Here is a 24,613-nt window from a genome sequence, read left to right as displayed (position 1 = left end):
GGCCGCGACACCGGGGCCGACGGGGCGACGGGGCCGCGACTCCGGGGCACGCCGTGGACAACTCCGGCAGCGACACGACACCGAGGCCGACGCCGTTGACGAGTCCCGGCGTGCCGCCACGCGGCTCCGCTGCTCGCCCCGCTCATTGAGCGCTCTGCAGCGCCTCGAGCACATCGTCGTCCGTCAGCTGCCCGAAATCCTCGTACCACTCGCCGACGGCCATGAACGCGCTCGGCCGGTAGAGGCAGACCACGTCGTCGGCCTCCTGCCGCATCAGGTCGGCCGCTTCCTGTGAGGAGACGGGTACGGCCAGGACCAGGCGCTCGGGTTCCTGGCGCCGTACGGCGCGCAACGCGGCGCGCGCCGTCGAACCGGTCGCCAGTCCGTCGTCGATGACGATCACAGTCCGGCCGCGCAACTCGGGGGCCGGGCGGCCCTGCCGGTAGCGCTCCTCGCGGCGGCGCAGTTCCTTCCGTTCCCGCTCGACCACTCCTGCGAGGCCGGCCTCGGTCAGCCCCAGCCGGTCCAGGATCCATGTGTCGAAGAGGGGAGGATCGTCACCGGCGATGGCGCCGACGCCGAGCTCCTCCTGGAACGGGGCGCCGATCTTGCGTACGACGAGCACGTCCAGTGGGGCCTGAAGCTCTCGCGCGACCTCGCGTGCGACCGGGACCCCGCCGCGGGGCAGGGCGAGCACCACGGGATGCGGAAGGGCCCCCTTCTCCTGCAGGATGCGCAGCCGTTCCGCCAGCTCCTGTCCCGCCTGTCTGCGGTCACGGAACTGCATCTGCTTCTTCTTTCTCACAGCACCGGCAGATCACGCTTCTCACAGCATCGGCAGATCACGGTGCGACGTGCTTCTCACCTGTCACCGCGTACCCCACGAGTCATCATCCACACCGCTCACCTCGCCGACATCCCACGCACCGCTCGATCACCCCAGCTGAATCGAATCGCCGTGGACTCTGCCGAAGGGGACTGGGCGTGCCGGGGGACCGGGCCATGGCGTTCTCACAGCATTCACGCCGCCATCATGTCCAGGCCGTTGAGCTCGCGGGGGACCGAACTAGCGTCTTCTGGCCCCCCAACCCAACACAGTGAGGTTTCGATGTCCTCAAGACACTTCCTCGCCGGCCTGCTGCTGGTACCGGTGCTCGCCTCTCCGGTGGCCGCCCATGCGATGACGTACGACAGTTCGGGCGTGCCGCCTCAGAAGACCCACTTCGATCTGCAGGCCCACCGCGGCGGCATCGGCATGACGACCGAAGAGTCGCTGGAGGGATTCGGCAAGGCGCTGCGCCTCGGCGTGTCCACCCTGGAGCTGGACACCCAGATCACCAAGGACGAGAAGGTCGTCGTCAACCACGACCGGCAGGTCAGCGCCGTGAAGTGCCGTGACACGGCGCCGGTCACGCCGGGCGACCCGATGTTCCCGTACGTCGGGAAATACATCAAGGACTTGACGCTGGCTCAGATCAAGACGATGGACTGCGGTTACCAGCAGCTGCCCGGTTTCCCCGAGCAGGAGGTGGTCAAGGGCTTCCGGATGGTCGAGTTGAAGGACGTCCTGAACCTGGTCAAGAGCTACCACGCCCAGCAGGTCACGCTGAACATCGAGACGAAGGTCGAGGCGGGCGCGCCCGAACAGACCGCGCCGCGCGAGCTGTTCGTGCGTCGGGTCTACGAGGAGATCCACGCCTCGGGCATCGAGGACCAGGTCACCATCCAGTCCTTCGACTGGGGCGCGTTGAAGGCGATGCACAAACTGGCGCCGAAGTGGCCGCTGGTCGCGCTCACGAACTACGACTTCCTCCAGGTCGGCAAGCCCGGTGCCTCCCCGTGGCTCGGCGGGATCGACGCCGACGACTACGGCGGCGACTTCGTGAAGGCGGCCGCCACGATTCCCGGTGTCAGGGCCCTCTCCCCCAACTACGGCTTCCCGCAGAGCGGCAAGGTCGGCGATCCCGGCTTCCGCTTCTACTCCGACCGGACGATGATCTCCGAGGCACACGCCAGGGGCCTGAAGGTCGTCCCGTGGACCTGCGACGATCCGGCCACCGTCGAGGCGCTCATGGACATGGGCGTCGACGGCATCATCACCAACTACCCCAACCGCGTCCGGCAGATCATGGCCGAGCGCGGCATGCGCCTCCCCAAGGCGTACCAGCCTCGCTGACCCCGGACGAGAGGCTGCAGCCGTTACGCCGCGGAGCGCCGCTTCGTCCGCCCTTTGTCCAGGAAGCGGCGCAGCCGCGTCAACGGCCAGGTGTTGATCACGTCCTCCTTGGTGAGCCAGCCGCGCTGCGCCGTGCCCACGCCGTAACGCATGTTGGCCAGGTGGAGGGCGGCGTGGGCGTCGCTGTCGATCGCGAACTTCACACCGTGTCGCCCGGCCCGCAGGATGTCCTCGTCGCGCAGGTCGAGCCGGTCCGGATGGGCGTTGATCTCCAGGGCGGTGCCGGTGCGCGCACAGGCGGCGAAGATCGCGTCGAGGTCGGCGTCGATGCCCGGACGCTTGCCGATGATGCGGGTGGTGGGGTGGCCGATGATGTTGACGTACGGGTTCTCGCAGGCCCGTACGATCCGGCGGGTCAGCTCCGCCCGCCCCTGGTTGAAGTGCGAGTGCACCGAGGCCACGCACAGGTCGAAGGCGGCCAGGAACTCCTCCGGCCAGTCCACCTCGCCGTCGGGGTCGATGTTCAGCTCCGCGCCGTGCAGCAGCCGCATCCCCCCGCGCTTGCCACGCCTGCCGTACTCCCCGTCGAGTTCCCGTACGCGCCCGCGCTGTTCCAGCATGCGCTCGTCGGTCATCCGCTGCATGTAGAGGTTCGGGCCGTGGTCGGTGATCGCGTAGTAGGCATAGCCGCGCTCGGCGGCCGCTTCCACCATCTCCTCCAGCGGGGCGAGGCCGTCGGTGAGGTCGGTGTGCGTGTGCAGGTCGCCCCGGATGTCCGCCTCCGCCACCAGGTCGGGCAGCTCGCCGCGCAGTCCGGCCTCGATCTCGCCGCGGTCCTCGCGCAGCGTCGGCGGGATCCACGGCAGGCCGAGCCGGGCGTACACCTCCTCCTCCGTCTCGGAGACGATCTTCTTGCCGCTCTCGACGTCGAACAGCCCGTACTCGGACAGCTTGAGCTTCTGGTGCACGGCCAGCTCGCGGGTGCGGATGTTGTGCGCCTTCGCGCCGGTGAAGTACTGCAGCGCGGCTCCCCAGGACTCCGGCGGTACGACGCGCAGGTCGACGGCGAGGCCCTTGGTGGTGCGGATGGAGGTCTTGGTCTCGCCGTGCGCGATGACCTCCGTGACGAACGGCAGCTCGGTGAACGCCGCCATGAGCGGCGCCGACTTCTTGGCCGCGGCGAGCACGTCGATGTCGCCGATCGTCTCGCGGAAGCGCCGCAGCGACCCGGCGTACGCGCACTGCCGGCAGTCGGTCACCCCGGACAGCTCGGCGGCGATGTCCTCCGCGAGGTCCATGCCGACGTCGAGCCCGACGCGGTCCCCGGAAGACTTGAGGAGTTCGACGCCGTGGAGGATGTTCTCCTCGGTCTTGGGCCCGAAGCCCTTCAGGTCGCGCAGTCGCTCTTCGTGGATGGCGTCGACCAGCTCGTCGATCGAGGAGATGCCCAGCTCCTCGTACACCACCAACGCCTTCTTCGGGCCGAGCGTGGGGATGGCCGTCAGCTGCCGGACGCCGGCGGGGATTCTCGCCCGCACCTTCTCGATCGCGGACACGCTGCCGGTGGAGAAGTACTCGACGATCTTCTCGGCGATCGACTTGCCGACACCGGGGATCTGCTGGAGGCCCTTGACGTCGAGCGTGGACACGTCGGCGTGATGGCCGCCGATCGCCCGGGCAGCCTTCTCATAGACACGTGCCTTGAACGCGTCTCCTCCGGTGATCGAGATCAGGTCCGCGTATTCGTGGAACAGTGCGGCGACCTCGTCGTTGGACCGAGCCACACCTCCAGAGTAGGCACAGTCCGGCCGACGCCTCCCGCCGACCGCCGCGCCCCCATTCTGTCCGTCATAGGAGCCTGCGTCGGAAGGCCGAGGCCACGGGCACACACCGTCGAGCAACAAAGCGCCGTGGCCCATAGGCTGGCTTCAGGTCGCGGCGCCTCACCATCCGCCTGCGCCCGCACGTCGCCGTCCCCCGCGGCACCCGCTTTCACCACATTCCGCACACCGCCGTCTCAGCGGACGGGCGATTGGGGAGGATCTCATGACCGCAACCGTGGACCCGAACCGCTCCGAGTGGGATGTGATCGTGCTCGGCGGCGCTGCCGCTGGTGAGAACGCCGCCCAGTACGCAAGCCAGTTCTCCGGCCTGTCCTCGGTGCTCGTGGAGAACAGTCTGCTCGGCGGCGAGTGCTCGTATTGGGCGTGCATGCCCAGCAAGGCATTGCTCCGGCCGGTGGAGGTGGTGGACGCGGCCGCCCACCTGTCAGGCGTATCGACCCAGCTGGACCCCGCCGGGGTACTTGCCCGGCGCGACACCGTGATCAACGAGCTGGACGACACCTCCCAGGTGACTTGGGCTCTGAACACCGGGATCGACGTGGTGCGCGGCTATGGGCGGCTGGCCGGTGAGCGCACGGTCGCGGTGAGCCGTCCGGACGGTTCGGCCACGACGCTGACGGCCAGGCATGCCGTGGTCCTCGACACCGGTTCCTCGCCGGCCGTACCGGATGTTCCGGGCCTGCGCGCGGCGCTGCCGTGGACCTCACGCGATGTGACCACGATGCGTGAAGTGCCACGTCGGGTGGTCATCCTGGGCGGCGGCGTGGTCGCCTGCGAGGCCGCCACCTGGCTGCGCGGGCTGGGAGCCGAGGTGACGGTCGTCCATCGCGGCGAACGGCTGCTCGCCCGGTACGAACCGTTCGCGGGGACGCTCGTCGGTGCGGAGCTGACGGACGGAGGGGTGCAGCTGCGCACCGGACGCAGCATGTCCCACGTGCAGCGCTCCGACGCCCGTGACACGGGCCAAGGCCGCGTACACGGCGGTGAGGTGAGTGTGACCCTCGACGACGGTACGGTCATCGTGGCCGACGAGGTCGTCGTGGCTGCCGGGCGCACCCCGAACACCGACGACATCGGCCTGGAAACCGTCGGCCTGTCTCCTGGTGGGTATCTGGACGTCGATGACCACCAGGGTGTGCAAGGAGCGCCCGGCAGCTGGCTGTACGCCATCGGCGACGTATGCGGCCGCGCGCTCCTCACCCACATGGGCAAATACCAGGCACGTATCGCCGGAGAGGTCATCGCGGCACGAGCCGACGGCTCGGCCGACCTGCCGTCCGCCGCGGCGGGACACATCGGGTTGCCCCAAGTCGTCTTCACCACCCCCGAGGTCGGCAGCGCGGGCGCAACCGAGCAGCAGGCGCGGGAGGCGGGGGTCGATGTCGAGGTCGTCGAGTACGACCTCGGCGCGCTCGCCGGAACCTACGTCATGCGCTCCGACTACCACGGCCGGGCCAAACTCGTGATCGACCGTGCGGGCGATCTGGTGGTGGGGGCGACGTTCGTCGGCGCCGGCATCGCCGAACTCGTGCACTCGGCGACCACGGCGATCGTGGGACGCATCCCCCTGGCCACCCTGTGGCACGTCGTGCCCAGCTATCCCACAGCCAGCGAGATCTGGCTACGCCTCCTGGAGACAGTGCGCTCGCAGCGCCATGCGGCACCCGGCGGCTGAGACGCCCCCGGTCCGAGGGGCTCACTCCCTGGCGACCGCCGGCTTCCCGATCGCGGTGACAGTGACCAGCGGTAACGTCGGCACCCTCAACACCACCACGACCGCCGTCGCGGACGGCTACTGGCGCTGGAGCTTCGCCGGAACCAGCGCGACCGGAGCGGCCAACGCCGCTGGTGACTACGTCGACGTAACTGCGGGCTGACCTGGCAGGCGCCGCACCCGGCGAGGTACGGCGCCGCCCCTCAGCCCGCTTCCGTCATCTCCCGGATCCTGGACGGATCTGGGCGTCAGAAACGTCGCCTGGTACGGAGCAAGAACACCAAGCCCAGGATCATGAGAACCGTTCCGGCCGCGGCCGGCCAAAGGTGCGTGCCGGTCTCGGCCAGCCCGCCCGTGACCGCCTGAGGCTCCGTCTGCGACCCGGCTGACGGAGCGTCCCCGCCCGCGGACGGCGTCTGAGTGCCGACGGCTGCCCCGCTCCCGCTGCTGGGTTCGTCGTCCGAGCCGTTCTGCGGCTGAACGGCCGCATCGGTCCCGGCGGAAGAGGGCGTCGCATAGGCCTTAGGACTGGCAGAGACCTTAGGGCTGGCAGAGACCTTAGGGCTGGCAGAGACCTTGGGAGTCGCACTCTCGTGGTCGTCGTAGTCGCCGCCCACGCCGCCGCCGTCGCCCGAAGGTGCCGTGCCCGGCGACGTGGTGGGGGGCTGCGCCGACTGCTCGCCCCCGGAGTTACCGGGGTCGGCCCCGGCGCTGCCGCCGGACGAGGCGTCAGGAGACGGGGACGGCGTGTCCTGCGGCTGCTCACCGGCACCGGCGCCGCAGTCACGACCGGAGTTGATGCAGTCGACCACCTGGTTCATCAGGTTCCCGGTCATGACGCTGATGAAGTCGTCGTGGTCGGTGATCGGTTTGTGCAGCTGCTCCGGGAAGCCGTCGACCGCGTAGGCGTTCTTCACCTGGCCGTTCTGGATGACCGGCTGCGGCACGCTGTACACCAGGCGCATCGTCAGCTGCGGGATCGCCTTGAAGCCGCCTGCGCAGTTGCCGTTGGCGTCGGCGAACGCGACGTGCGTGCGGTGGTTGGCGCTGTCGATGTTCTGACCGTCCCAGCAGCTCTGGAAGGCGAAGGTCCGGACCACGTCGCTGCCCTGCGGGCAGATCGGGTACTTGTCCGTCAGCTGCACCTTGTTCTCGAAGCCGGTGCAGCTCCAGTGCGCGTTGGCGTTGCCCGGGCCGTTGGTGAAGGCCTTCGCGTCACCGGTGATGATGCGCAGGAACTGCGGCATCGCGACGACCTTGCCGGTCGGGCTGCCGACGTACTCGATCTGCGCCTGCTTGGCCACGAGGATCTTGCCGACGTTGCCTTCCTTGCCACCGCCGTCGGCGTTCTGGTCGAAGTCCTGCGTACCGTCCTGGACACGGACCACCGGCCAGTAGTACGCCGACAGGTCGTCCTTGTTCTCGCAGCTGGTTCCGCCCTGGAGGAACGTGTCGTTGCTGGAGAACGCGTCGACCTTCTGGTTGCCGACGTAGTCGTGCAGGTGGTGCGCGCCGTTGGCCACGCCGGGCGCCACGATCACGTTGTCGGTGTTGTGGTTCCCGTTCGCGTTCGCACCGCACAGCGTGGTGAACGTACCGGTCGAGGCGTCGCGGGTCGTGTCGGGCTTCGCCGGGACGTTCGGCGCGACCGTCGTGATGTCGACGAAGTCCGAAGCAACGGGACCACCGGTGGCTTGACCGCCGCTGGCCTGACCGCCGGTGGCCTGACCACCAGTGCTCTGCTGGCCGTTGTCGCCCTGGCTACCTGAGGCGTTCTGGGCCGGATCGGCCGTCATTGCGGTGCAGTTCGCAAGGCCGTCGATCGAGTCCGGGGCAGTGCCGCCCACCTGCTGGTAATCGGCCTTGATCCGGCCCATGACGTCGGTCCGCTTGTCCTTGAGCGGCCCGAGGATCGCGTTCTGGACGTAGTTCCCGTCATTCGCCTGCGCCTGCCGCGTCGCGGCCAGCCGGGTGTACGCCTCGGTGATCTGCTGGTCGAGCGTCGCCAGCTCCGCGTCCACCTGCGACTTCGCCGCGCTGGGCACGTTGGTCAGTTTCTGGCCGACGTCGGGGCAGTCGATCGTGACTGTTCCCGACGCCGGAAGCTGATCGCTTCCGCTCGGGTTCGACTGCTGGGCCGACTCGCCGAAGCCGCCTTCGGTCGCGGAAGCGTAGACGTTCGCCGCCACCAGCCCCCCGCCGCCCAACATCAGCGCGACCGCTGCAAAGGTCGCGCGCCGTGCGCCCGTTGGGCGTCTGCGCCTGCTGCGTCTCAAGGAAGTACCCCTACGCCTAGTGGTCGACTGGCATGAAAATCCCCCGCCCCATACGGAAACCAGCCCGGCAGTGTTCAATCGCCTCACGAATTCACAGCAACCTGATAGCAACCGCGCCGTACGCACTGCCAGGGCAACGTCAGCCGGATGGTCGCCCGCAGCTCGGCGCACCCGTCGTTCAGCCTGGCGGGGGCGGGAGCGGCCGGAGCACCGCAGCACTCGCCGGCGATGCTCCCGGGCCGACGGGACCGCCAACGTCTTTACCATCGGCCCCGGTTGGCAGTCGGCGGCCGGCCCGATCACGGCCACCTGTCGGCACGAGGGCGAAGTCCTTGCGCCCGGCGGCCCGGCGCGACCAGCCCTGCACCGTCCAGCCGATCTGTCGGAGGATGCGCCAGGTCTGCGGCGGACTGAAGCGGCGTGAGAGTCAAGTAGTGATTACGCTGTGGCCGTTGATCCACGTTGCGGTTGGGGCCCGCTTCGGGGATGTGAGCGGGTGGGGCATCACTACGACGTCCGGAGGGTGCTGGGGCATGAACGATGATGCGCGGAGCCGCGTCGGCAGCTTGCGCCATCGGGCGCCGGTGGCGTGCGGCCTTGTCTTGATCCTGAGTCTGGCCACGACCGGTTCTGTGCGGGCAACGAGCGCCGAGCAGGGTCCCAGGCCGCCGGGATGGGCCCGGCTCTGCGACTCTTCGCTGAACGGGCCTGCCGCTGAAGCTCTGGTACGCCTCACCGGACGCAGGCACGTGCAGGAGTACCGGGGGGTGCACGCCTCGCTCGTGGAGGCTGCTGACAGCGTGCGGGGATGGGATGACGACGGCGAGGATTTCTGCACGCTCTACACCCCGGCACCGCTCGCTCCGGCAGAGTTGAAGATGGCCGCCGACATCTGGGTCGGCACTGCCTCGTACCCCGTGACGCAGAGATCGAGCGAAGAGGGCTACCTGTATTTCGGTATGGGAGAGACCACCGAAACCTTCGCCGTCGCGGGGGCCAGGCCCGGCGGGTTTGGGCGTAGCGCATGGCTCGACTTCCACTGTCAGGGCATGGGGAGGAGCTCGGTACGGATGGCACTCAAGGTCCACTGGCCCTTCCGCGGCGATGCCCGCCGGCAGGCTGTCGACATGGTCACCGTGGTCCACTCCGTGGCCCTGAAGTTCAGTGAGGAGCTGGGTTGCGGCCCGGAGGCCGAACTGCCGGCTACGCCACCGACGGAGCCGATCGAGGAGTCCGCACCATGACGTCGGCCCCGGTGCCGTTGGCTTTGGCGTACGGCGCCGAGGTCGCCGGAACGACTTTGGCCCGGAGCCGTGTTGGCGCCCTGCCGCCGCTGAGGCACTCGGCACCGGCACTGCGCGCCGTACTGTTGATCTTCGGCAGCCGTGAGCGAGCGGAGCTCGGGAAACCCGTCGCAGGCCGACGGCCTCAGTTCGCGGGCGGGTTCGCTGCTGGAGACCTCCCGATCACCGGCGTTGTCGGTCGAAGCGGAACGGTGTAAGGGCCTCCGGGCGGCGGCCGGTGCGGACGTATTCGGTGAGCTGGTGGCCGGTGACAGGGCCCAGAGTGACGCCGAGCATGCCGTGGCCGGTGGCCGCGAAGGCGTTGCCGTATCCCGGTACGCGGTCGATGACCGGGAGCCCGTCGGGCAGGAAGGGCCGTCCTGCGACCCAGGGATCGCGGATCAGGCCGACGAGGTCGTCCGGGTCGTCGAACCAGTGGCCCAGGTAGTGCCGGCTGGCGAGCGCGACGGCGACGACGCGGCGCCAGTCGAGGCGGTTGTTGTTGCCGCTCAGCTCCATCGTGCCGCCGATCCGTGTGGTGTTGCCGATCGGTGAGGCGACGGCCCGGCGTTCGCCGAAGTACAGCGTGTGCCGGGGCGCCGGGTCCAGGGCCACCGAGAAGCTGTAGCCCTTGCCGGCCTGGAGCGGCAGCGGCTGTCCCAGCGAGCTGAGCAGGCGTGCGGAGCGCATGCCGGCCGCGATGACGGCGGCCGCGCAGGGAATCTCGCCCTGTGCGGTGCGCAGCGCGGTGACGCGCCCCTCGGTGGTACGGAACCCGATGACCTCCGTATCCTCGTGGATCTTCACCCCTGATGCGGCCAGTGCCTCGCCGAGCCCGCGGGCGAACGCCTCGGGGTCGACCACGCCCTCTCCCTCGACCAGGTACGCCGCGCGCACCCGCGGGGACAGCGCCTCGTCCAGGAGGCGGGCCGCGTCACCCGTGACGACCTCGTCGGGCATCGGGTAGCGGCCGTCCGCCATCTCCCGTTGGAGCGCGAGGTGGTGACGGGCCGCGGCCGGTGACAGGAAGGCGTGCACCATGCCGGGACGGGTCAGGGTCGTTTCGACACCGGCCCCGCGCAGGCCGTCGAAGAGCTCGAAGGTGGTGCGGTTCAGCTCGGCGATCGCCGCGTAGCCGCGCCGGAAGGCGGTCGGTGTGCTGCTGCGCCAGAACCGCCACAGCCAGCGTACGAACGCCGGATCGGGAAGGGGCCGCAGATACAGGGGCGAGTCGGGTCGGCCCAGTGAGCGGAGCGCGTAGCGCACAACTCCCGGGGCCGGGACGGGTGTCGAATGGCTGAGGCAGATCCAGCCGGCGTTGCCCCGGGACGCCCCGGAGCCCAGGCCACGCCGCTCGACGACCTCGACCGGAAGGCCCGCCTGGGCCAGGTAGTACGCGGCGCACAGTCCCACGACGCCGCCGCCGACCACCACCACGGGGCCGTCGCCGGCCAGACCGGGTGTGCCGCTCACGACGTGGATCCGTACGCGGCAAGGAACTCCCGGGTCCGGGCCTGGGCGGGGTGGTCGAGGACGTCCTGGGGCCGGCCCTCTTCCACGATCCGGCCGCCGTCGACGAAGACAACATGGTCGGACACCTCGCGGGCGAAGGGCAGTTCGTGGGTGACCAGCAGCATCGTCATGCCGTCCGCGGCCAGCTCCCGCATCACGCTCAGTACCTCGCGGGTGGCCTCCGGATCCAGGGAAGAGGTGGGTTCGTCGAAGAGCAGCACTTCGGGCCTGAGCGCGAGCGCCCGTGCGATGGCGACCCGCTGCTGCTCTCCGCCGGAGAGCTGGTCCGGCTGGGCGAGACCGCGGTGCGCGACGCCGACCCGCCGCAGCAGGGCGACGGCCCGCTCCAGTGCCTCCTGCTCCGCGACGCCCGCCTTGCGCTGGGCGAGGACGATGTTCTCCACGGCCGTGAGGTGCGGGAAGAGGTGGAACTTCTGGAAGACCATGCCGACGGTGCGACGCAGCCGGGGCAGGTCCCGGCAGACGGTCCGGCCGCCGCTGTGCACCACTTCGCCGACGACCTCGACCGTGCCCCGGTCGGGTCGTTCCAGCAGGTTGACGCAGCGCATCAGGGTCGTCTTGCCGCCGCCGCTCTGTCCGATGACGCTGACGATGCGGCCGCCGTCGACCTCCAGGTTCACGTTGTCGAGCACCAGACGGCCGTCGAAGGACTTGCTCAGCCCCTCGATCCGTACGACCGCCTCGCTGGAGAGGGGTGGAACGGATTTCGCCGTGGTGACGGGCTCGGTCATACCGCCGCCTCCTTCCGGTCGGCTCCCGCGCCGAGATCGGCGGCGAGCAGCGCACGAGCCGCTCGCACGCGCCGCCGTCGCCACGGGGACAGCGGAACGCCCGCCCGTACCTTCCTCTCCAGGAGCAGGAGCAGCTGGGAGAGCGGATAGCACAGGGCGAAGTAGACGGCGGAGATGACCAGATACACCTCCAGCGCACGGAAGGTGGCCGAGGTGATGAGCCGCCCCTCCGACATCAACTCGGCGGCGGAGACGGTGACGAGCAGCGAGGTGGACTTCAGCAGGTCGACCAGCATGGTGTTGGTGCCGGGCAGCGCCTGCCGGACGGCCTGCGGCAGGACGACATGGGCGAAGATGCCCACCCTGCCCAGGCCGAGCGCCTCACCGGCCTCTGTCTGCCCGGCGTGTACCCCGCTGATCGCGGAGCGGAAGATCTCGGACAGATAGGCGGCGTAGAAGACGATCAGGCTGAGACAGCCCGCGGTGAACACGTCCAGCCGGATCCCGGCCGAGGCCAGTCCGAAGTAGGTCAAGAAGATGATGGCCAGGAGCGGGACGTTCTTGAACACCTCGGTGTACACGGCGGCGACCATGCGCGCGGGCCACGTCCTACTCAGCCGGAGCAGCGCCACCGCCAGGCCGAGCAGCACCGCGCCGACGAAGCTGACCACTGTGTAGGAGACGGTGCGTCCGAGCGCGTCGAGCAGGTCGGAGCGGTAGTCGGACCAGGGGACTTGGAAGAGACCGGACATGTCATCCCCTCACTGACCGAGCTGTCCGAGCTGTCCTATGGACGGCGGCGTCCAGTCGCTGGGCCGGTCCACGCCGCGCCGAGCGGTGGCCACATCGGCGACCGGCTTGAGGAACTGCTCGGGATCACCGCCGTACTTCTTGACGAGTTTTGCCATCTCGCCGTTGGTGTACATGGCGTCGATCTGTGCGGAGATCGCCTTCTCCAACTTGGTGGCCTTCTTGGGGAGGTAGAAGCCGGTCTGATACGGCAGGAAGTACTGGTAGGCGGGCTTCGCCTTGACCTCGGCGGCGGTCGGCGGTGTCAGGTACTCCGTGCTGATCTTCAGGTCCGGGCGCTGCTTCTGCGCCGCGATGATGATCAGCGGGTCGAGGAAGCCGACGTCGACGCGGCCGGCGCCGAGGTCGTCGAAGACGCCGTTGGCATCCGGGTAGGCGTGCAGCTTGGCCCCGGGGACGGACTGGATCGACTTGACCCAGACATAGCCCTCGACCGTGCCCAGACTCCGGCCCTTCAGGTCGTCGACCGTCTTGTACGTCTTACCGCTGCGCACGGCCATCGCCGGCGGCGAGTAGTAGGGCGGGTCGGTGAACAGTCCCTGCTTCTGCCGGTCGGCGGACCAGGCGACGCCCCCGATGGTGATGTCCACCCGGCGCGACTGCACCCCGGCGAGCATGCCGGCGAAGTCGGTTACCTGGGGCTTGACTTGGAGGCCCAGCTTCTTGGCGACGTAGGTGAGGATGTCGCCGTCCAGGCCGACGATCTTGCCGCCCTGGACGCTGGTGTAGGGCGCGTACGGCTGGACGGCCACCTTGATGACGCCGGGTGTGAGGGTGCCCAGCGCGGCGGTCTTCGCGGACACGTTCTTCGGGGCGTCGTCGCTGCCGGAACCGCAGGAGGCGACGGATGAAAGCAGCAGTATTGCGAACAAAGCGGATGCGAGGGGACGTGCACGGGTCATCGGCTTGGGCCTTCCGTCCGGGCGCTGAAGGAACCCGCCGTTCACCGCACTGTGCCCCCGGCGGGGATGTTGATTGGGCCCATACGCTAGAGACCGGCTCGGCGCGCGTCACCGGTCACTCCGTATGAAGTTGTGGCCGAAATCGCGCGGTCCCCTGTACGGTGCGCCCAAACCCGGCCCATCCCCCGGCGGGAGGAACACCCGTGCTGAGCCCGTCACTCGCCCAGGAGATCGCCGCGGACACCTCGGCCGTCATCGGCTTCAACGTGCTGATCACCGATGCGGAGGGCATGGTCATCGGCAGCGGTGACAGCAGCCGGGTCGGCTCCTTCCACGAGGCGTCCGTCGAGGTCGTCCGCACCCAGGAGCCCGCCACCCACAGCGCCTCGCAGGCTCACAAACTGCGCGGCGTGCGGCCCGGAGTCACCCTGCCCCTGGTCACGGGTGGACGGGCCGTGGGGACGGTCGGGATCACCGGAACACCCGCCCAGGTGCGCCGCTTCGGCCTCCTGGTGAAGCGTCAGACGGAGATCCTGCTCCGGGAGTCCGTGATGCTGCGCTCCCGCCTGCTCGCCGAGCGGGCCTCGGAGACACTGCTCGCCGACATCGCTTCGTACGACCCACAAGTCGTCGAGGGCGAGTTCCTGATGTTCCGTGCCGCCGAACTCGGCTTCGACCTGCGACTGCAACGGGCCGCGGTGGCCATCGAGGTGACCGTGCCCAGCGCGGCCGCCCGACGCCGCAGCGCCCGTACGCAGGACATGGCACTGGTCCGCTCGGAACTGCTCCGAACCGTCCGCGAGGTGTTCGCCGACCCCCAGGACATCGTCGCTTCCACGGCTCCCGGCTGGATCGGCGTCCTGCACCGGCTCCCCGCCCAGCACCCGACAGCGTCCTTGGTCGGCGCCTGCCAGCGGCTCACTGACGTCATCGCCGCACAGGACGGTCTCACCGCTCGCGCGGGCATCGGCGAGCCGGCCACCTCCGTCGGTGGTCTGCACGACTCCTACCAGGACGCATGCGACGGACTCCGCCTGGGCGCCCGCCTGACGGGCGGTTCCTCCGTCCACGTCATCACCGATCTACGGGTCCACCAACTCCTGGCGGCGGTGGGGCAGCCCGCACGCAACCGCCTGCTCGAGCTCACCACAGCCGACCTGCGCGCCCAGACGGACTGGCCGGCGCTCCGCGACACGATCACCGCCTGGTGCGAGAACGGCTTCAACCTCGTCCGGGCCTCGGCAGCCCTGCACATCCACCGCAACACGGTCATCTACCGAATGAACAAGATCGAGCAGATCACCGGCCGCCCGCTGCGTGAGCACCGAACCACCATGGCTCTGTACCTCGCCTGCCTGGCGGATCAACTGGCCGGTGGCGTCGATGAGGATTGAGCCGGCCCGCCCCGGCCATCGCTCTCATCGCGCGTGACGTACTGCCGCCCGCGAACACACGAATCAACTCACTTCGTGCCGTTGAAAGTCCACTCAATCAGCGTTGGGGGCGATCGGCGGTCATTCGATCCCCAGGGGCCCGACTCCCAGGTCCTTACGCATGAGTTCGCGCATCCGGGCCATGGCCGTTCGACGTTGTGCGATCAGGGGCACGCCCTCAGCGGAGTCGACAGCGACTCCCCGGGCGTAGGCATCGCGCATCCGGCGCAGGCTGTGAAACGCCTCATTCCCAGCTGTCACGACCTGCTGCGGACCCACGAGCCAAAGGCGTTCGCTCGCCGTGTACAGGCCGGTGCCGCGGAAGGCTTCCCGCACCGCCGCCTCACGCGCCGACTCGGACATGTGATCGCCCAGTGCGACGGCACGCATGTCCTCACCGGCTGCCTTGAGCGCGGAGACGAACTCCGTGTACACCTCGCGTCGCACTTCCAGGGCATGCCGGGTCTCCTCGCGCCGCCACCGGTTGCGATCGGCGATCAGAGTCGCAGCGATACCGATAACGGCGCCGGTGAGTGTGGAGAGCAGGGGTATCCAGTTCATGCGCGGCAGCTTGTCTGAACCAACGCGGCCTACACCAGGCCTTTCGCTGCCTACCGGTTGTAACCTCCGGCAACCGGGTCCCGACGCCCCCCTCTTGACGTCTCCATCGACGGGCTCGACATTCTTCATCGACGGGCGAACCGGCGTGCCAGCAGGACTGCCAGGACGGTGACGAGGCCGGCGAAGACCAGCACGGCGTCACGGACCGGCACGGTCTGTACGGCCAGTCCCAGGCCCAGTACCGGCAGGGACAGCCCCAGATAGGCGGCGAGGAAGAGTCCGGTGAGCGTCTCTCCGCGGCGCTCGGGCACGGCCAGCGAGAGCACCCTACTGACGCTGCCCTTGAAGGCCGTACCGGCCGCCGCACCGGAGACCACGCCACCGACGAGGAACAGCGGGAGGTCGGCGGCCCAGACCGCCGTGGTCAGGACGACCATGCCGACCGCGAGGGACCCCAGGCCCACGAGCAGCTGGGTGCGGGTGCCCAGGCGGGCGAGCAGGATCTGGGCCAGCGCGGCCGAGGCGAAGACCAGGAAGGCCGCGAGTCCGGTGACGGTCGGGGAAGCGACGTTCAGATCCCTGAGGACGACCGGCGTCAACGAGGTGAACAGACCGAAGACCGCGAAGGCGATCAGAGCCGCGCCGGCCGCGGCGAAGAACGCGGGGCGGGCGTGATCGGGAACGCTGACGCGCTGGGGGCGGTAACGCGGCCGGGGCTCGGGCCGCTCCACGGTCTCCGGCGCCAGGACCACCGCCAGCGCTCCGAGGACGAACAGCCCGAGGAAGATCAGGTACGGCGTGTGCAGCGGGGCCGGAACGTGCTCCGCCAGGACCCCGGAGATCAGTGTCCCGAGCCCCAGCCCGCCCAGGTTGGCACCCGTGGCCACCACGTTGGCGCGAAGGGGCGAGGCGCCGGGCCGGGCCAGCCGGTGCAGGTCGTCCAGGTGGGCGGTGGCCGTCGCCGTCAGCAGTCCCACGCTCAGTCCCGACAGCAGGCGGGCCACGAGCAGGGCGGGGACGGAGGACCAGCTCACGAAGATCGCGGCGGAGCCGATGCTGAGCACGATCGCCGGAAGCAGGACCTTTCTGCGCCCGAACCAGTCCGACAGGTGTCCGGCGAGGAAGAGTGCCGTCAGCACGCCGACGGCGTAGGTGGCGAAGACGATGGTGACAACGAACGGACCGAACCCGTCAGCCCGCTGGTACAGCGGGTAGAGCGGGGTGGGCACGGTGGAGAAGGCCATGGTCAGGGTGAAGGTCGCGGCGACGAGCCAGAAGCCCGCTTGATGACGGGCGGCCGAGTGACGCCGTGTGACGCCTCCCCCGGCCCCCGTCGCTCGGGCGCTCCCTCCCTGCGCCGGGGTTGTCCTGGTGGGAAACACGGTCATGAGCCTCTCCTTCGACGGATCCCGCAGGTGGCTACGTGACCAGGTCAACCCCGACCGAGAGGCCGACCTTCCGCACTCGGAGCGATAATGGACGAAGACTGTTATCTCTCTAGGAGATGATCCGCCATGGACCTGCGACAGATGGAAGTCGTTGTCGCCGTCGCCGAAGAGGGCGGATTCACGGCCGCGGCGCAGCGGCTCCACGTCGTCCAGTCCGCCGTGTCGAGCACGGTGCGCGCGCTGGAGCGGGAGCTGGGCTCGCGGCTGTTCGACCGCACCACGCACCGAGTGGCCCTGACGCCGGCCGGCGAGGCTTTCGTACCGGCCGCGCGTACGGCGCTGCGCGCGGCGGAACAGGCGCGGACGGCGGTGGACGCCGTTCAGGGGCAACTGCGGGGCACGGTGACGGTCGGCACGATGCAGGGCGTCTGGGCCGGCCTCCCCCACGCCCTGGCCGCGTTGCGGGCGGAGCACCCCGGAGTGGTGGTCCGGCTCCGGCAGGCCGCGGTGGTCGACATTCGTCAGGCGCTGCGCGACGGGGCAGTGGACCTGGCCGTGGTCGCCCTCGACCGGCTGCAGCAACGGGGGCTGGTCACCCGCCGGCTTGCCCGGGAGGAGATGGTGCTGGTGGCCTCTCCCCGGCGGGACCTCACCGCAACGGGGGACGAGGGGAAGGTCGCACTCGAGGAGGTGGCACGGCTTCCCCTGGTGGACTTCGCTCCCGGCTGGGCGGTCCGTCATGCCGTCGACCGCGCGTTCCGTGCCGCTCTCGTCGAGCGCGACACGACCTTCGAGGTCAACGACATCGTGGCGGCGGCCGAACTCGTCCGCCACGATCTGGGCGTCTGCATCATGCCCAAGTCGATCGCCGCGCGCTTCCCCGACCTGACCGCGCACCGGATCGAACGCCACGCGCCGCACTGGAACGTCATGGTCGTACGGCCCCGGGGCGAGGCGCCGCCGGCAGTCGCCGCCCTACTGCGGCACATCCCCTGACGGCGCCGCGCGTGACAGCCTGCCTCAACGCCGCCGCCCCGCCACCCCGCTCAGTCGACTCCGGCGCCGAACAGGTGCAGGTTCGCGTACTCCGGCAATGTCACCGACGCGATGTGCTTGCGTCCGGCGCCTGGAAGGGTCTGGTGGCGAAGACGTACACCGGGCCGCCGTGGCCGGGATTGCGGTACTCGGTCTTGGCCACCACGGTGTTGTCGAAGACGGGCTGGGAGCCACCGCCCGGCAGCACCCGGTCGCCGAACGACAGATCCGCAACCCACGGCCTGAACGCCCTGCGGACGGACCCGACCGGCCCTCACGCAGCTCCGCAGGGCCACCGGGCAGGCCGATGTCGTCAAGCCCTTCCGTAGCCGGGGGTTTGGCAGGGCCAGGCACCCGGCCACCGGCCGTGGACACGCGGGCCGGGGTCAGTGATGAGCGCCGCGGCCGCCGATATGAACAGCCAGCGTCTGTGAACCGGACCTCCTTGGGGCCGCCACCCGTTGCAATGAGTGACGGGAGCAGCGATCGTGCCAGACCCGGGAACACGACGGCAAGCCCGAATTCGGGGGCAGTTGGGGCCGAGAGGGGTCGCAGCGCTGCGCGATCGGGATGGCGGACCTCTGGCCGGACTGCTGCACCTGCCCGCCGGTCCGGAACGGCACCACAGCCTCCGCGCGACCATCGCAGGCCGGCCCACCCGCTGCTCGCGGCAACCCTCAGATTCCCAGCCGGTCCAGCAGCCGGAAGAACAGCTCCTCCGCAAAGTCCGCCTCCTCCTCCGAGAAGACCTCGACGAGGCCCGGCAAAGCCGGGGTGCGGGCCGCCGCGGTCGCCCATGCTGCCGCGGCTCGCGCGGCGGGTTCCGGGCCGGGAACTCGGGGTCGAAGTCCTCGTCGTCGTCCTCGCAGTAGGCCTCATCGCCGCGCACGCGAGGCACGCTCGCCAGTGGCCGCCGGTCGTCGCACGCCGGGCGAGCCGCTGCCGCGCCCAGTCCATGAACGGCCCGACGAACGCTTCGAGTTCGGCGTAGGCCTTGTCCAGCAGGGCCGCCACATCCGCGACCGGGTCGTCGTCGATGCGCAGCGTGATCTTGCTCGTGACGTCGTCCCGCAGGCGTACGAGGCCGTCGTCCGGGTTGGTGCGGGTCTCTTCCAGCAAGGTCCTGCGGTCCAGCAGTCGCACCATCCGCGGAACGGCCTCCCCCGGTGAGGGCCCGAGCGAGCCGGACAGGGCAGACCGAGGGGCGGGCCTGACTCGTCGGTGCGCACCTCGGTCATCGGTGCCGTACCTGTGACGCGGCTGTGACCCGGAACTATGGCCTCCACCACAGTCGGGGGTCCCCGGCCCTGATGAGCTGGCCCGATGCGCAGAACCGTCCCCCTTTCCCTGGTCCTCGCTTCAGCCATCGCCCTCGCGGCGTGTGGGCAGCACGCCGACCTGCCCGCGTCCCCTGCGCGGCCCACCTCGTCGGACGACCCGAAGTTCCTGCCGCTGGCCGCGTACGACATGCCCGACGACGACGGTCGTACGGTCGGTAAGGCCCGGTGGACGCTCGCCAAGGAGTGCATGGTCCGTCTCGGGTTCGACGGCCTGAAGAACCTCGTCATCGACCCCATGCCCGCCTGGCCCCAACGCCCCGCCGGCACGGGCGTGGTGACGGCCGTTCTGTACGCCTCGGACGACTTCCGCTACGGCATTCAGGACCCCGAGCAGGCCGCGCGGTACGGCTATCACGCGGTGCAGGCCGACTATCAGCGCCGCTACCCGGAGAAGAAGTGGACCCTCCCTCAATACCTCGCGCTCACCGGCGAGTTCGTTGGGGACGATCCGAAGACGGTCCACGGCCACCGCATTCCGAAGCGCGGCTGCCTCGGTGAAGCGGATCGCACGATCTACGGGACGAATCGCCAGGACCGGAAGGATCCGGTACTGGACCTGGAGTCCAAGAGCCTCCAGCAGGGCATGCGGGACCCCGCCTGGAACAAGGCGGCCAAGGCGTGGTCGGCCTGCATGCGGAAAGCGGGCTACCACTACGCCACTCCCAAGGACGCCGAGATCGGTCAAGACCGTGAACGCCAAGAGCTCGAGGAAAGGCTGTCCGAGCGGCGGCACGACCCCGACGAGCCGTCCGCCCTCGAGAAGGAGACCGCGACCGCCGACGCCCGCTGCAAGCAGCGGACCGGCTACGTCCGCACGGTGCACGCAATCGACGTACGCATCCAGAACCAGCTCATCGCCAAGAACCGGCCCAAGCTGGAGGAACAGCGCCGCTGGAACCGCGACGCGGCCCGTAAAGCCCACGACATCCTCGAGGACCGGTCGTGAAAACAGGCCTGGCCGCGACCGCGCTCGCCCGCGGCCTTGTCCTCACCGCGAGAGCAGTAGAGCGCGGCGGTTTGTCGAGCGCTGCGGCCGAGTCGACCCGGACGCCACTCGGCGACCCCACTGACCTTGAGAGGGCTCGCCGCTCCTGGTCCCCTTTCCCTAACGCCGACGCCAGGGCAGCACCTCCTGATCGTCCTGGGCGGCGTCCACGCGCTGAAGTGCGGCGTTGATCGCCGCGCCGATCTCCGCGAACTGGCGCACCTGGTCGGGGGTCAGCGCGTCGAAGACCGCGCGGCGCACGGCCTCGACGTGGCCGGGGGCCGCCTCCTCCAGAAGCTGACGCCCCTGCGCGGTGAGCACGGCGAGTTGGTTGCGCCGGTTTGCGGGGTCGTCGCGGCGGTCCACGTAGCCGACCTGCTGAAGGCGGGTCACGGCGTGGGTGAGCCGACTGCGAGTGATCTTCAGACGCTCGGCCAGCTCGGACATGGTGAGGGTCTGGTCCGGCACGGAAGAGAGGTGGGCGAGCAGCGTGTAGTCAGCGTGCGTCATCCCCGCGTCCTTGCGCAGTTGGCGGTTCAGGTAGTCGGACAGCAGGGTGGAGAACTCGACGTAGGCGAGCCAGGCTCGTCGTTCCTCGGTATCCAGCCAGCGTGGCGTCGTGGGCATGGTCACACTTTAGCCAGCCACTGTTTGAATCTTCAAACCTTCAGGCGTAGCGTGCACCGCAACGCAACGTTTGAAAACTCAAACGATTGCTCGCATAAGAGAGGCAGCACATCGCCATGAAGCACAGGAACAAGCTGATCGGCGCGGCCATCGCCACCACCCTGGCCCTGACAGCCGTCGCCACGACCGCCATGGCCGACACCACCGCGCACCGGCACACCGCCATGAGCGAGCAGGACCAGCTCCAGGCCCTCTACAAAGCGGCCAAGGCGGAGGGCGGCAAGGTCACCGTCTACATGGGCGGCGACGCCCCCGGCCAATGGGACAGCCTGGCCGCCGCGTTCCGGCAGCAGTTCCCGGACGTCGAGCTGCACCTGGTCACCGACCTGAGCAAGTACCACGACGCCCGCATCGACAACCAGCTCGCCACCGGCCACCTCGTCGCCGACGCCGCGATCCTGCAGACCACCCAGGACTTCGACCGCTGGAAGAAGCAGGGCGACCTGCTGAAGTACAAGCCGGTGGGCTGGGACGAGATCTTCGCCAACGCCAAGGACGAGGACGGCTACTACACCGGCGTCTTCTACGGCGCCTTCTCCTACGTCGTCAACACCCAGCAGCTTCCCGCGAAGCCGGGCGACTTCAAGGGCACCGACCTGCTCAAGCCCGCGTACAAGAACAAGCTGATCCTGACCTACCCCAATGACGACGACGCCGTCCTGTTCGGCTACAAGCAGATCGTCGACAAGTACGGGTGGAACTACCTGGCGCAGCTGGTCGAGCAGAACCCCAAGCTGATCCGCGGCGTGCCCGGGTCCGCCGCCGGTGTGGCGAGCGGCGACTACCTCGCCTCCGTCGCCGTCGGCGGCGACGCCCGGCCCAAGGGCACCCAGGTCTTCTCGAACACCGAACGCTTCAACTCCTGGGCCCAGCGCGGCGCCATCTTCAAGCAGGCCCCGCACAAGGCCGGCGCCAAGCTCTTCCTAAGCTGGCTCGACTCCCAGGCCACACAGAAGGACGCCATCGCCACCTGGACCTGGTCCGTCCGCAAGGACATCGCTCCGCCGACCGGACTCGAGCCGCTGGCCTCGTACAAGAACACCGACCCCGACGCCTTCGCGAAGTTCATGAGGAACCGCGGCGCCGTCGAACGCTTCCGCTCCCAGGTCGAGCTCTACTTCGGCCAGGTCAAGGGTGCCGACCCCGGCGACCCCTCGGGCACCCTCGGCCGCACACCCGGAGCCTTCTGACCGCTGCTCAGAACATCAGGGAGCGGGTCCGCCGGAACACCGACGGCGGACCCGCTCCGCGGCATGCCACGTGGTTGGTTCCCGAGAGAACGTGGTCCCGAGAGCGCGGGTCAAGCTCATCCACGGCGTGGATGAGCCGGATACGGGATTCGGATCGCGCGGAGGATGGCGACCGGGTGCCCGACGACCCATAGTCGTCCCTACCCGCACGCCGCTGTCCGGATCAGCCGCTGACGTGCGGCCGTCCTCAGCATGCCGTGCGCCGTAGGCGCCCGTGAAAGGCATGCCCGCTCCCGTACACCGTCCCTGGAGTCGCCATGCCCGGTTCCGTTCCGCCGCCGTCTCCCACCGCGGTCGACGACGCTGCTCCGTCACCCGTGGCCGTCTCGGGCCCGGCCCATCTGCTGCGCGTGACCCTGCTGATGGCAGGCAGCTGTCTGCCGATCCTGGGGGCGGTGCTGATCGCCCCGGTGCTGCCGAAGATGCAGGACCACTTCGCTTCGGTCCCCGGGGCCAAGGCGTTGGTGCCCCTCGCGCTGACCGTTCCGGCGCTGGCGCTGGCGCTGCTGGCCCCGTTCGCCGGGGTGATCGTGGACCGGCTGGGCCGCAAGCGCCTGCTGATCGTGGCGACCGTCCTGTACTCCGTGTTCGGAACGGCGCCGCTCTGGCTGGACTCGCTCGGCGCGATCATCGCAAGCCGCGCCCTGGTCGGGGTCACCGAGGCCGCGATCATGACGTGCTGCACCACTCTGATCGCCGACTACTACACCGGTCAGCGGCGGGTGAAGTACCTCGCTCTGCAGACCATGTGCGCCTCCGCGTCGGCCACCGTTTTCTTCGTGCTCGGCGGCGCCGCCGGCTCGGCGGGCTGGCGTGTGCCCTTCTGGGTGTACGCCGTGAGCCTGGTGCTCGCCCCGCTGATGGCCACCGCCCTGCCCAACCCGGCGCCCCGCGCGGCCGCCGACGAGGCCTTGGCCAAGGCGGAGACCCGGGCCGGAGAGGAGATCAGGGTCGGAGGGGAGACCCGGGCCGAAAGAGAGACCCGCCGTCCGTTCCCCTGGCGGCAGTTGGCGGGCATCTGTGCCCTCACCTTCTTCGGGGCGATGGTCTTCTACACCGTGCCGGTGGAGATGTCGTACCTGCTCGACGACCTCGGGGTGGAGAACTCCGGAGTGATCGGTCTGGCCACCGCGATCGCCAGTGCCGCCACCGTGGGCGGAGCGGTCACCTTCGCCCGGCTGAGGCGCTCCCCCGACCCGATGCTGCCCGCCGTTCTCGCGGTGTGCGCGGTCGGATTCGGGGTGATGTTCCTCGCGGGCAACGCCCCGCTGCTGGTCATCGGGGCGGTCGTCAACTGCGTGGGCACCGGCATGCTGCTGCCCGCCCTCCTCACCAGTGCCATGTCCCGCCTGGCCTTCGAGGACCGCGGCCGCGGCACGGGGCTGTGGATGGCGGCCTTCTTCGGCGGCGAGTTCGTCTGCCCGCTCGTGCTGCTCGCCGGGGAGTCGGCGGTCGGGAGTCTTGCGGGTGCGGTGGGCGTGCTGGGGCTCGCTGCCACGGTCGTCGCGGCGGGGCTGTGGGCGGCCCGGCGCCGGGTGGGCGCCGTCGATCCCCGGCCGCTGCCGGAGCAGTTGGCCTGAGGACGCGGGTGCGCTGCGCTGGCTACGCCAAAGCAACGTCGGCTGCCGTCGGCGCGTGATGCGCGGTTGCCCGGCGCTGCAGTCCGTTGCCCACCCGTTCCGCCCTGCGGAACGACTGCCCACGGCGGTGCAGACCGGCTGCCCAGCCCGCAGCACCGTGCGATGCTCACGGACAGTTCTTCGTGAGCTTCGCCCCCAACTCCGCCGCCTTCTGCCGCAGCCAGATGTGGGCCGCGTCCTGGGCGTGCAGCGGGTGCCACCACATCGCCTCCCGCACCGGTACCGCCTCGAAGGGGCAGGGCAGGACGCGTACCGCGGCGGAGCGGACCGCTCCACGCGCCAGACGTTCCTGGATCATCGCGATCCGGCGAGTGCCCTCGACCATGTAGGGCAACAGCTGGAAGGTCTGCACGGACACCTCCACCCGGGGGCTGATGCCGATCATGCTGAGCTGGCGGGCGACCGGGGCGTCGTAGGGACGCTGGTAGACGGCCCAGGGCAGGCGGGCCAGCTGGTCGAGGGTGAGTGCGTCGCCCACCTCGGGGTGGTCGTCGGCGATCATGCACAGCCAGCGGTCCTGGAAGAGGTCGACGGCGGGGAAGCCGTCGATGACGCCGTGCGGCATCAGCAGTCCGTCGACGGTGCTCAGCAGGGCGGCGGTGTTCTCCTCGATGGAGGGCGCCGGGTGCCGGAAGGTGAGCCGGATGCCGGGGGCCTCCTCGTGCAGGGCGCGGGCGAGCGCGGCGCCGAACACGGCCGCGCCGTAGTCGGAGGCGAGCAGCGTGAACTCGCGGGCCTCGGCGGCCGGGTCGAAGTCGGCCTGGCTGGAGAAGACGCGCTCCAGCAGGTCGCACGCGGTGGCGCTGCGATCCCGCAGGGCGACACCGAGCGGTGTCAGTTCGTAGCTGTTGCCGGTGCGGGCGAGCAATTCGTCGTCGAAATGGCGGCGCAGCCGGGACAGCGCCGCGCTCATCGCGGGCTGGCTCAGCCCGACGCGCTCGCCGGCCCGGGTGACGTTGCGCTCCTCCAACAGCGCACGCAGGGCGAGGACCAGATTGAGGTCGAGTCGGGACAGGTTCACCAGG

General features: G+C 69.7%; 21 protein-coding genes. 10 read left to right on the top strand and 11 right to left on the bottom strand.

The window, feature by feature from the left end; translation table 11 throughout:
* Window positions 1–142 precede the first annotated feature (142 nt).
* Window positions 143–787: a phosphoribosyltransferase gene (locus ACFY0T_RS39135; protein ID WP_388882162.1), complete on the bottom strand. Its 645-nt coding sequence runs from the start codon at window positions 785–787 to the stop codon at window positions 143–145.
* Window positions 788–1,108: 321 nt separating this feature from the next.
* Between ACFY0T_RS39135 and ACFY0T_RS39130 the strand changes: the two genes are divergently transcribed.
* Window positions 1,109–2,176: a glycerophosphodiester phosphodiesterase family protein gene (locus ACFY0T_RS39130; protein WP_388882159.1), complete on the top strand. Its 1,068-nt coding sequence runs from the start codon at window positions 1,109–1,111 to the stop codon at window positions 2,174–2,176.
* Window positions 2,177–2,199: 23 nt separating this feature from the next.
* On the opposite strand, the gene polX is transcribed toward ACFY0T_RS39130, so the two are convergent.
* A complete protein-coding gene (polX, locus tag ACFY0T_RS39125; protein ID WP_388882156.1) occupies window positions 2,200–3,960 on the bottom strand; it encodes a DNA polymerase/3'-5' exonuclease PolX in 1,761 nt (586 codons plus the stop codon).
* Between the two features lie 262 nt (window positions 3,961–4,222).
* On the opposite strand from polX, the gene ACFY0T_RS39120 reads away from it, so the two are divergent.
* Together ACFY0T_RS39120 and ACFY0T_RS39115 are read left to right on the top strand one after the other, a co-directional pair.
* The gene (locus tag ACFY0T_RS39120; protein WP_388882153.1) at window positions 4,223–5,695 is read left to right on the top strand and encodes a dihydrolipoyl dehydrogenase family protein; all 1,473 of its coding nucleotides are present in this window, start codon (window positions 4,223–4,225) and stop codon (window positions 5,693–5,695) included.
* 61 nt (window positions 5,696–5,756) lie between these two features.
* On the top strand, window positions 5,757–5,897 hold the full coding sequence (locus ACFY0T_RS39115) for a hypothetical protein (RefSeq protein ID WP_388882151.1): 141 nt from the start codon (window positions 5,757–5,759) through the stop codon (window positions 5,895–5,897).
* Window positions 5,898–5,982: 85 nt separating this feature from the next.
* Here ACFY0T_RS39115 and ACFY0T_RS39110 read toward each other — a convergent pair whose 3' ends face one another.
* A complete protein-coding gene (locus tag ACFY0T_RS39110; protein WP_388882215.1) occupies window positions 5,983–7,944 on the bottom strand; it encodes a DUF1996 domain-containing protein in 1,962 nt (653 codons plus the stop codon).
* A gap of 599 nt (window positions 7,945–8,543) precedes the next feature.
* On the opposite strand from ACFY0T_RS39110, the gene ACFY0T_RS39105 reads away from it, so the two are divergent.
* Window positions 8,544–9,254, top strand: coding sequence for a hypothetical protein (locus tag ACFY0T_RS39105; protein ID WP_388882148.1), 711 nt, complete (start codon window positions 8,544–8,546; stop codon window positions 9,252–9,254).
* 222 nt (window positions 9,255–9,476) lie between these two features.
* Here ACFY0T_RS39105 and ACFY0T_RS39100 read toward each other — a convergent pair whose 3' ends face one another.
* Genes ACFY0T_RS39100 through ACFY0T_RS39085 form a run of 4 tightly spaced genes read right to left on the bottom strand, consistent with a single transcriptional unit; the run spans window position 9,477 to window position 13,239 of the window.
* Window positions 9,477–10,766, bottom strand: coding sequence for an NAD(P)/FAD-dependent oxidoreductase (locus tag ACFY0T_RS39100; RefSeq protein ID WP_388882145.1), 1,290 nt, complete (start codon window positions 10,764–10,766; stop codon window positions 9,477–9,479).
* On the bottom strand, window positions 10,763–11,557 hold the full coding sequence (locus tag ACFY0T_RS39095) for an amino acid ABC transporter ATP-binding protein (protein WP_388882142.1): 795 nt from the start codon (window positions 11,555–11,557) through the stop codon (window positions 10,763–10,765). Before ACFY0T_RS39095 ends, ACFY0T_RS39100 begins: the two co-directional genes overlap by 4 nt.
* A complete protein-coding gene (locus tag ACFY0T_RS39090; RefSeq protein WP_388882139.1) occupies window positions 11,554–12,309 on the bottom strand; it encodes an amino acid ABC transporter permease in 756 nt (251 codons plus the stop codon). The genes ACFY0T_RS39095 and ACFY0T_RS39090 overlap by 4 nt, the downstream gene beginning before the upstream one ends.
* 9 nt (window positions 12,310–12,318) lie before the next feature.
* Entirely contained in the window at window positions 12,319–13,239 is a 921-nt protein-coding gene (locus ACFY0T_RS39085; protein ID WP_388882136.1) for a substrate-binding periplasmic protein, read from the bottom strand.
* A gap of 233 nt (window positions 13,240–13,472) precedes the next feature.
* On the opposite strand from ACFY0T_RS39085, the gene ACFY0T_RS39080 reads away from it, so the two are divergent.
* A complete protein-coding gene (locus ACFY0T_RS39080) occupies window positions 13,473–14,663 on the top strand; it encodes a CdaR family transcriptional regulator (RefSeq protein WP_388882133.1) in 1,191 nt (396 codons plus the stop codon).
* Window positions 14,664–14,783: 120 nt separating this feature from the next.
* On the opposite strand, the gene ACFY0T_RS39075 is transcribed toward ACFY0T_RS39080, so the two are convergent.
* The gene (locus ACFY0T_RS39075) at window positions 14,784–15,263 is read right to left on the bottom strand and encodes a hypothetical protein (protein WP_388882130.1); all 480 of its coding nucleotides are present in this window, start codon (window positions 15,261–15,263) and stop codon (window positions 14,784–14,786) included.
* A 125-nt stretch (window positions 15,264–15,388) separates the two neighbouring features.
* Complete coding sequence (locus ACFY0T_RS39070; protein WP_388882127.1) at window positions 15,389–16,651, bottom strand: MFS transporter; 1,263 nt, start codon at window positions 16,649–16,651, stop codon at window positions 15,389–15,391.
* 126 nt (window positions 16,652–16,777) lie between these two features.
* Here ACFY0T_RS39070 and ACFY0T_RS39065 point away from each other — a divergent pair, with 126 nt between their 5' ends.
* The 3 genes from ACFY0T_RS39065 to ACFY0T_RS39055 all read left to right on the top strand — a co-directional run bounded on the left by ACFY0T_RS39065 (window position 16,778) and on the right by ACFY0T_RS39055 (window position 19,972).
* Window positions 16,778–17,647: a LysR family transcriptional regulator gene (locus tag ACFY0T_RS39065; RefSeq protein WP_388882124.1), complete on the top strand. Its 870-nt coding sequence runs from the start codon at window positions 16,778–16,780 to the stop codon at window positions 17,645–17,647.
* A gap of 945 nt (window positions 17,648–18,592) precedes the next feature.
* Window positions 18,593–18,856, top strand: coding sequence for a hypothetical protein (locus ACFY0T_RS39060; RefSeq protein WP_388882120.1), 264 nt, complete (start codon window positions 18,593–18,595; stop codon window positions 18,854–18,856).
* Window positions 18,857–19,009: 153 nt separating this feature from the next.
* Window positions 19,010–19,972 carry a lipoprotein gene (locus ACFY0T_RS39055; RefSeq protein ID WP_388882117.1) on the top strand — a complete coding sequence of 321 codons (963 nt, stop codon included), beginning with the start codon at window positions 19,010–19,012 and terminating at the stop codon, window positions 19,970–19,972.
* 159 nt (window positions 19,973–20,131) lie between these two features.
* Here the strand turns inward: ACFY0T_RS39055 and ACFY0T_RS39050 are convergent, their stop codons facing one another.
* A complete protein-coding gene (locus ACFY0T_RS39050; protein WP_388882114.1) occupies window positions 20,132–20,638 on the bottom strand; it encodes a MarR family winged helix-turn-helix transcriptional regulator in 507 nt (168 codons plus the stop codon).
* 116 nt (window positions 20,639–20,754) lie between these two features.
* Between ACFY0T_RS39050 and ACFY0T_RS39045 the strand changes: the two genes are divergently transcribed.
* Entirely contained in the window at window positions 20,755–21,888 is a 1,134-nt protein-coding gene (locus tag ACFY0T_RS39045; protein WP_388882111.1) for an ABC transporter substrate-binding protein, read from the top strand.
* Window positions 21,889–22,205: 317 nt separating this feature from the next.
* Window positions 22,206–23,528 carry an MFS transporter gene (locus ACFY0T_RS39040; RefSeq protein WP_388882108.1) on the top strand — a complete coding sequence of 441 codons (1,323 nt, stop codon included), beginning with the start codon at window positions 22,206–22,208 and terminating at the stop codon, window positions 23,526–23,528.
* A gap of 166 nt (window positions 23,529–23,694) precedes the next feature.
* Here ACFY0T_RS39040 and ACFY0T_RS39035 read toward each other — a convergent pair whose 3' ends face one another.
* Complete coding sequence (locus ACFY0T_RS39035) at window positions 23,695–24,609, bottom strand: LysR family transcriptional regulator (protein ID WP_388882105.1); 915 nt, start codon at window positions 24,607–24,609, stop codon at window positions 23,695–23,697.
* Between the last annotated feature and the right edge of the window lie 4 nt (window positions 24,610–24,613).

The organism is Streptomyces sp. NPDC001530 (assembly GCF_042894545.1).
Taxonomy (GTDB): domain Bacteria; phylum Actinomycetota; class Actinomycetes; order Streptomycetales; family Streptomycetaceae; genus Streptomyces.
This window is presented reverse-complemented; position numbering and strand designations above follow the sequence as displayed.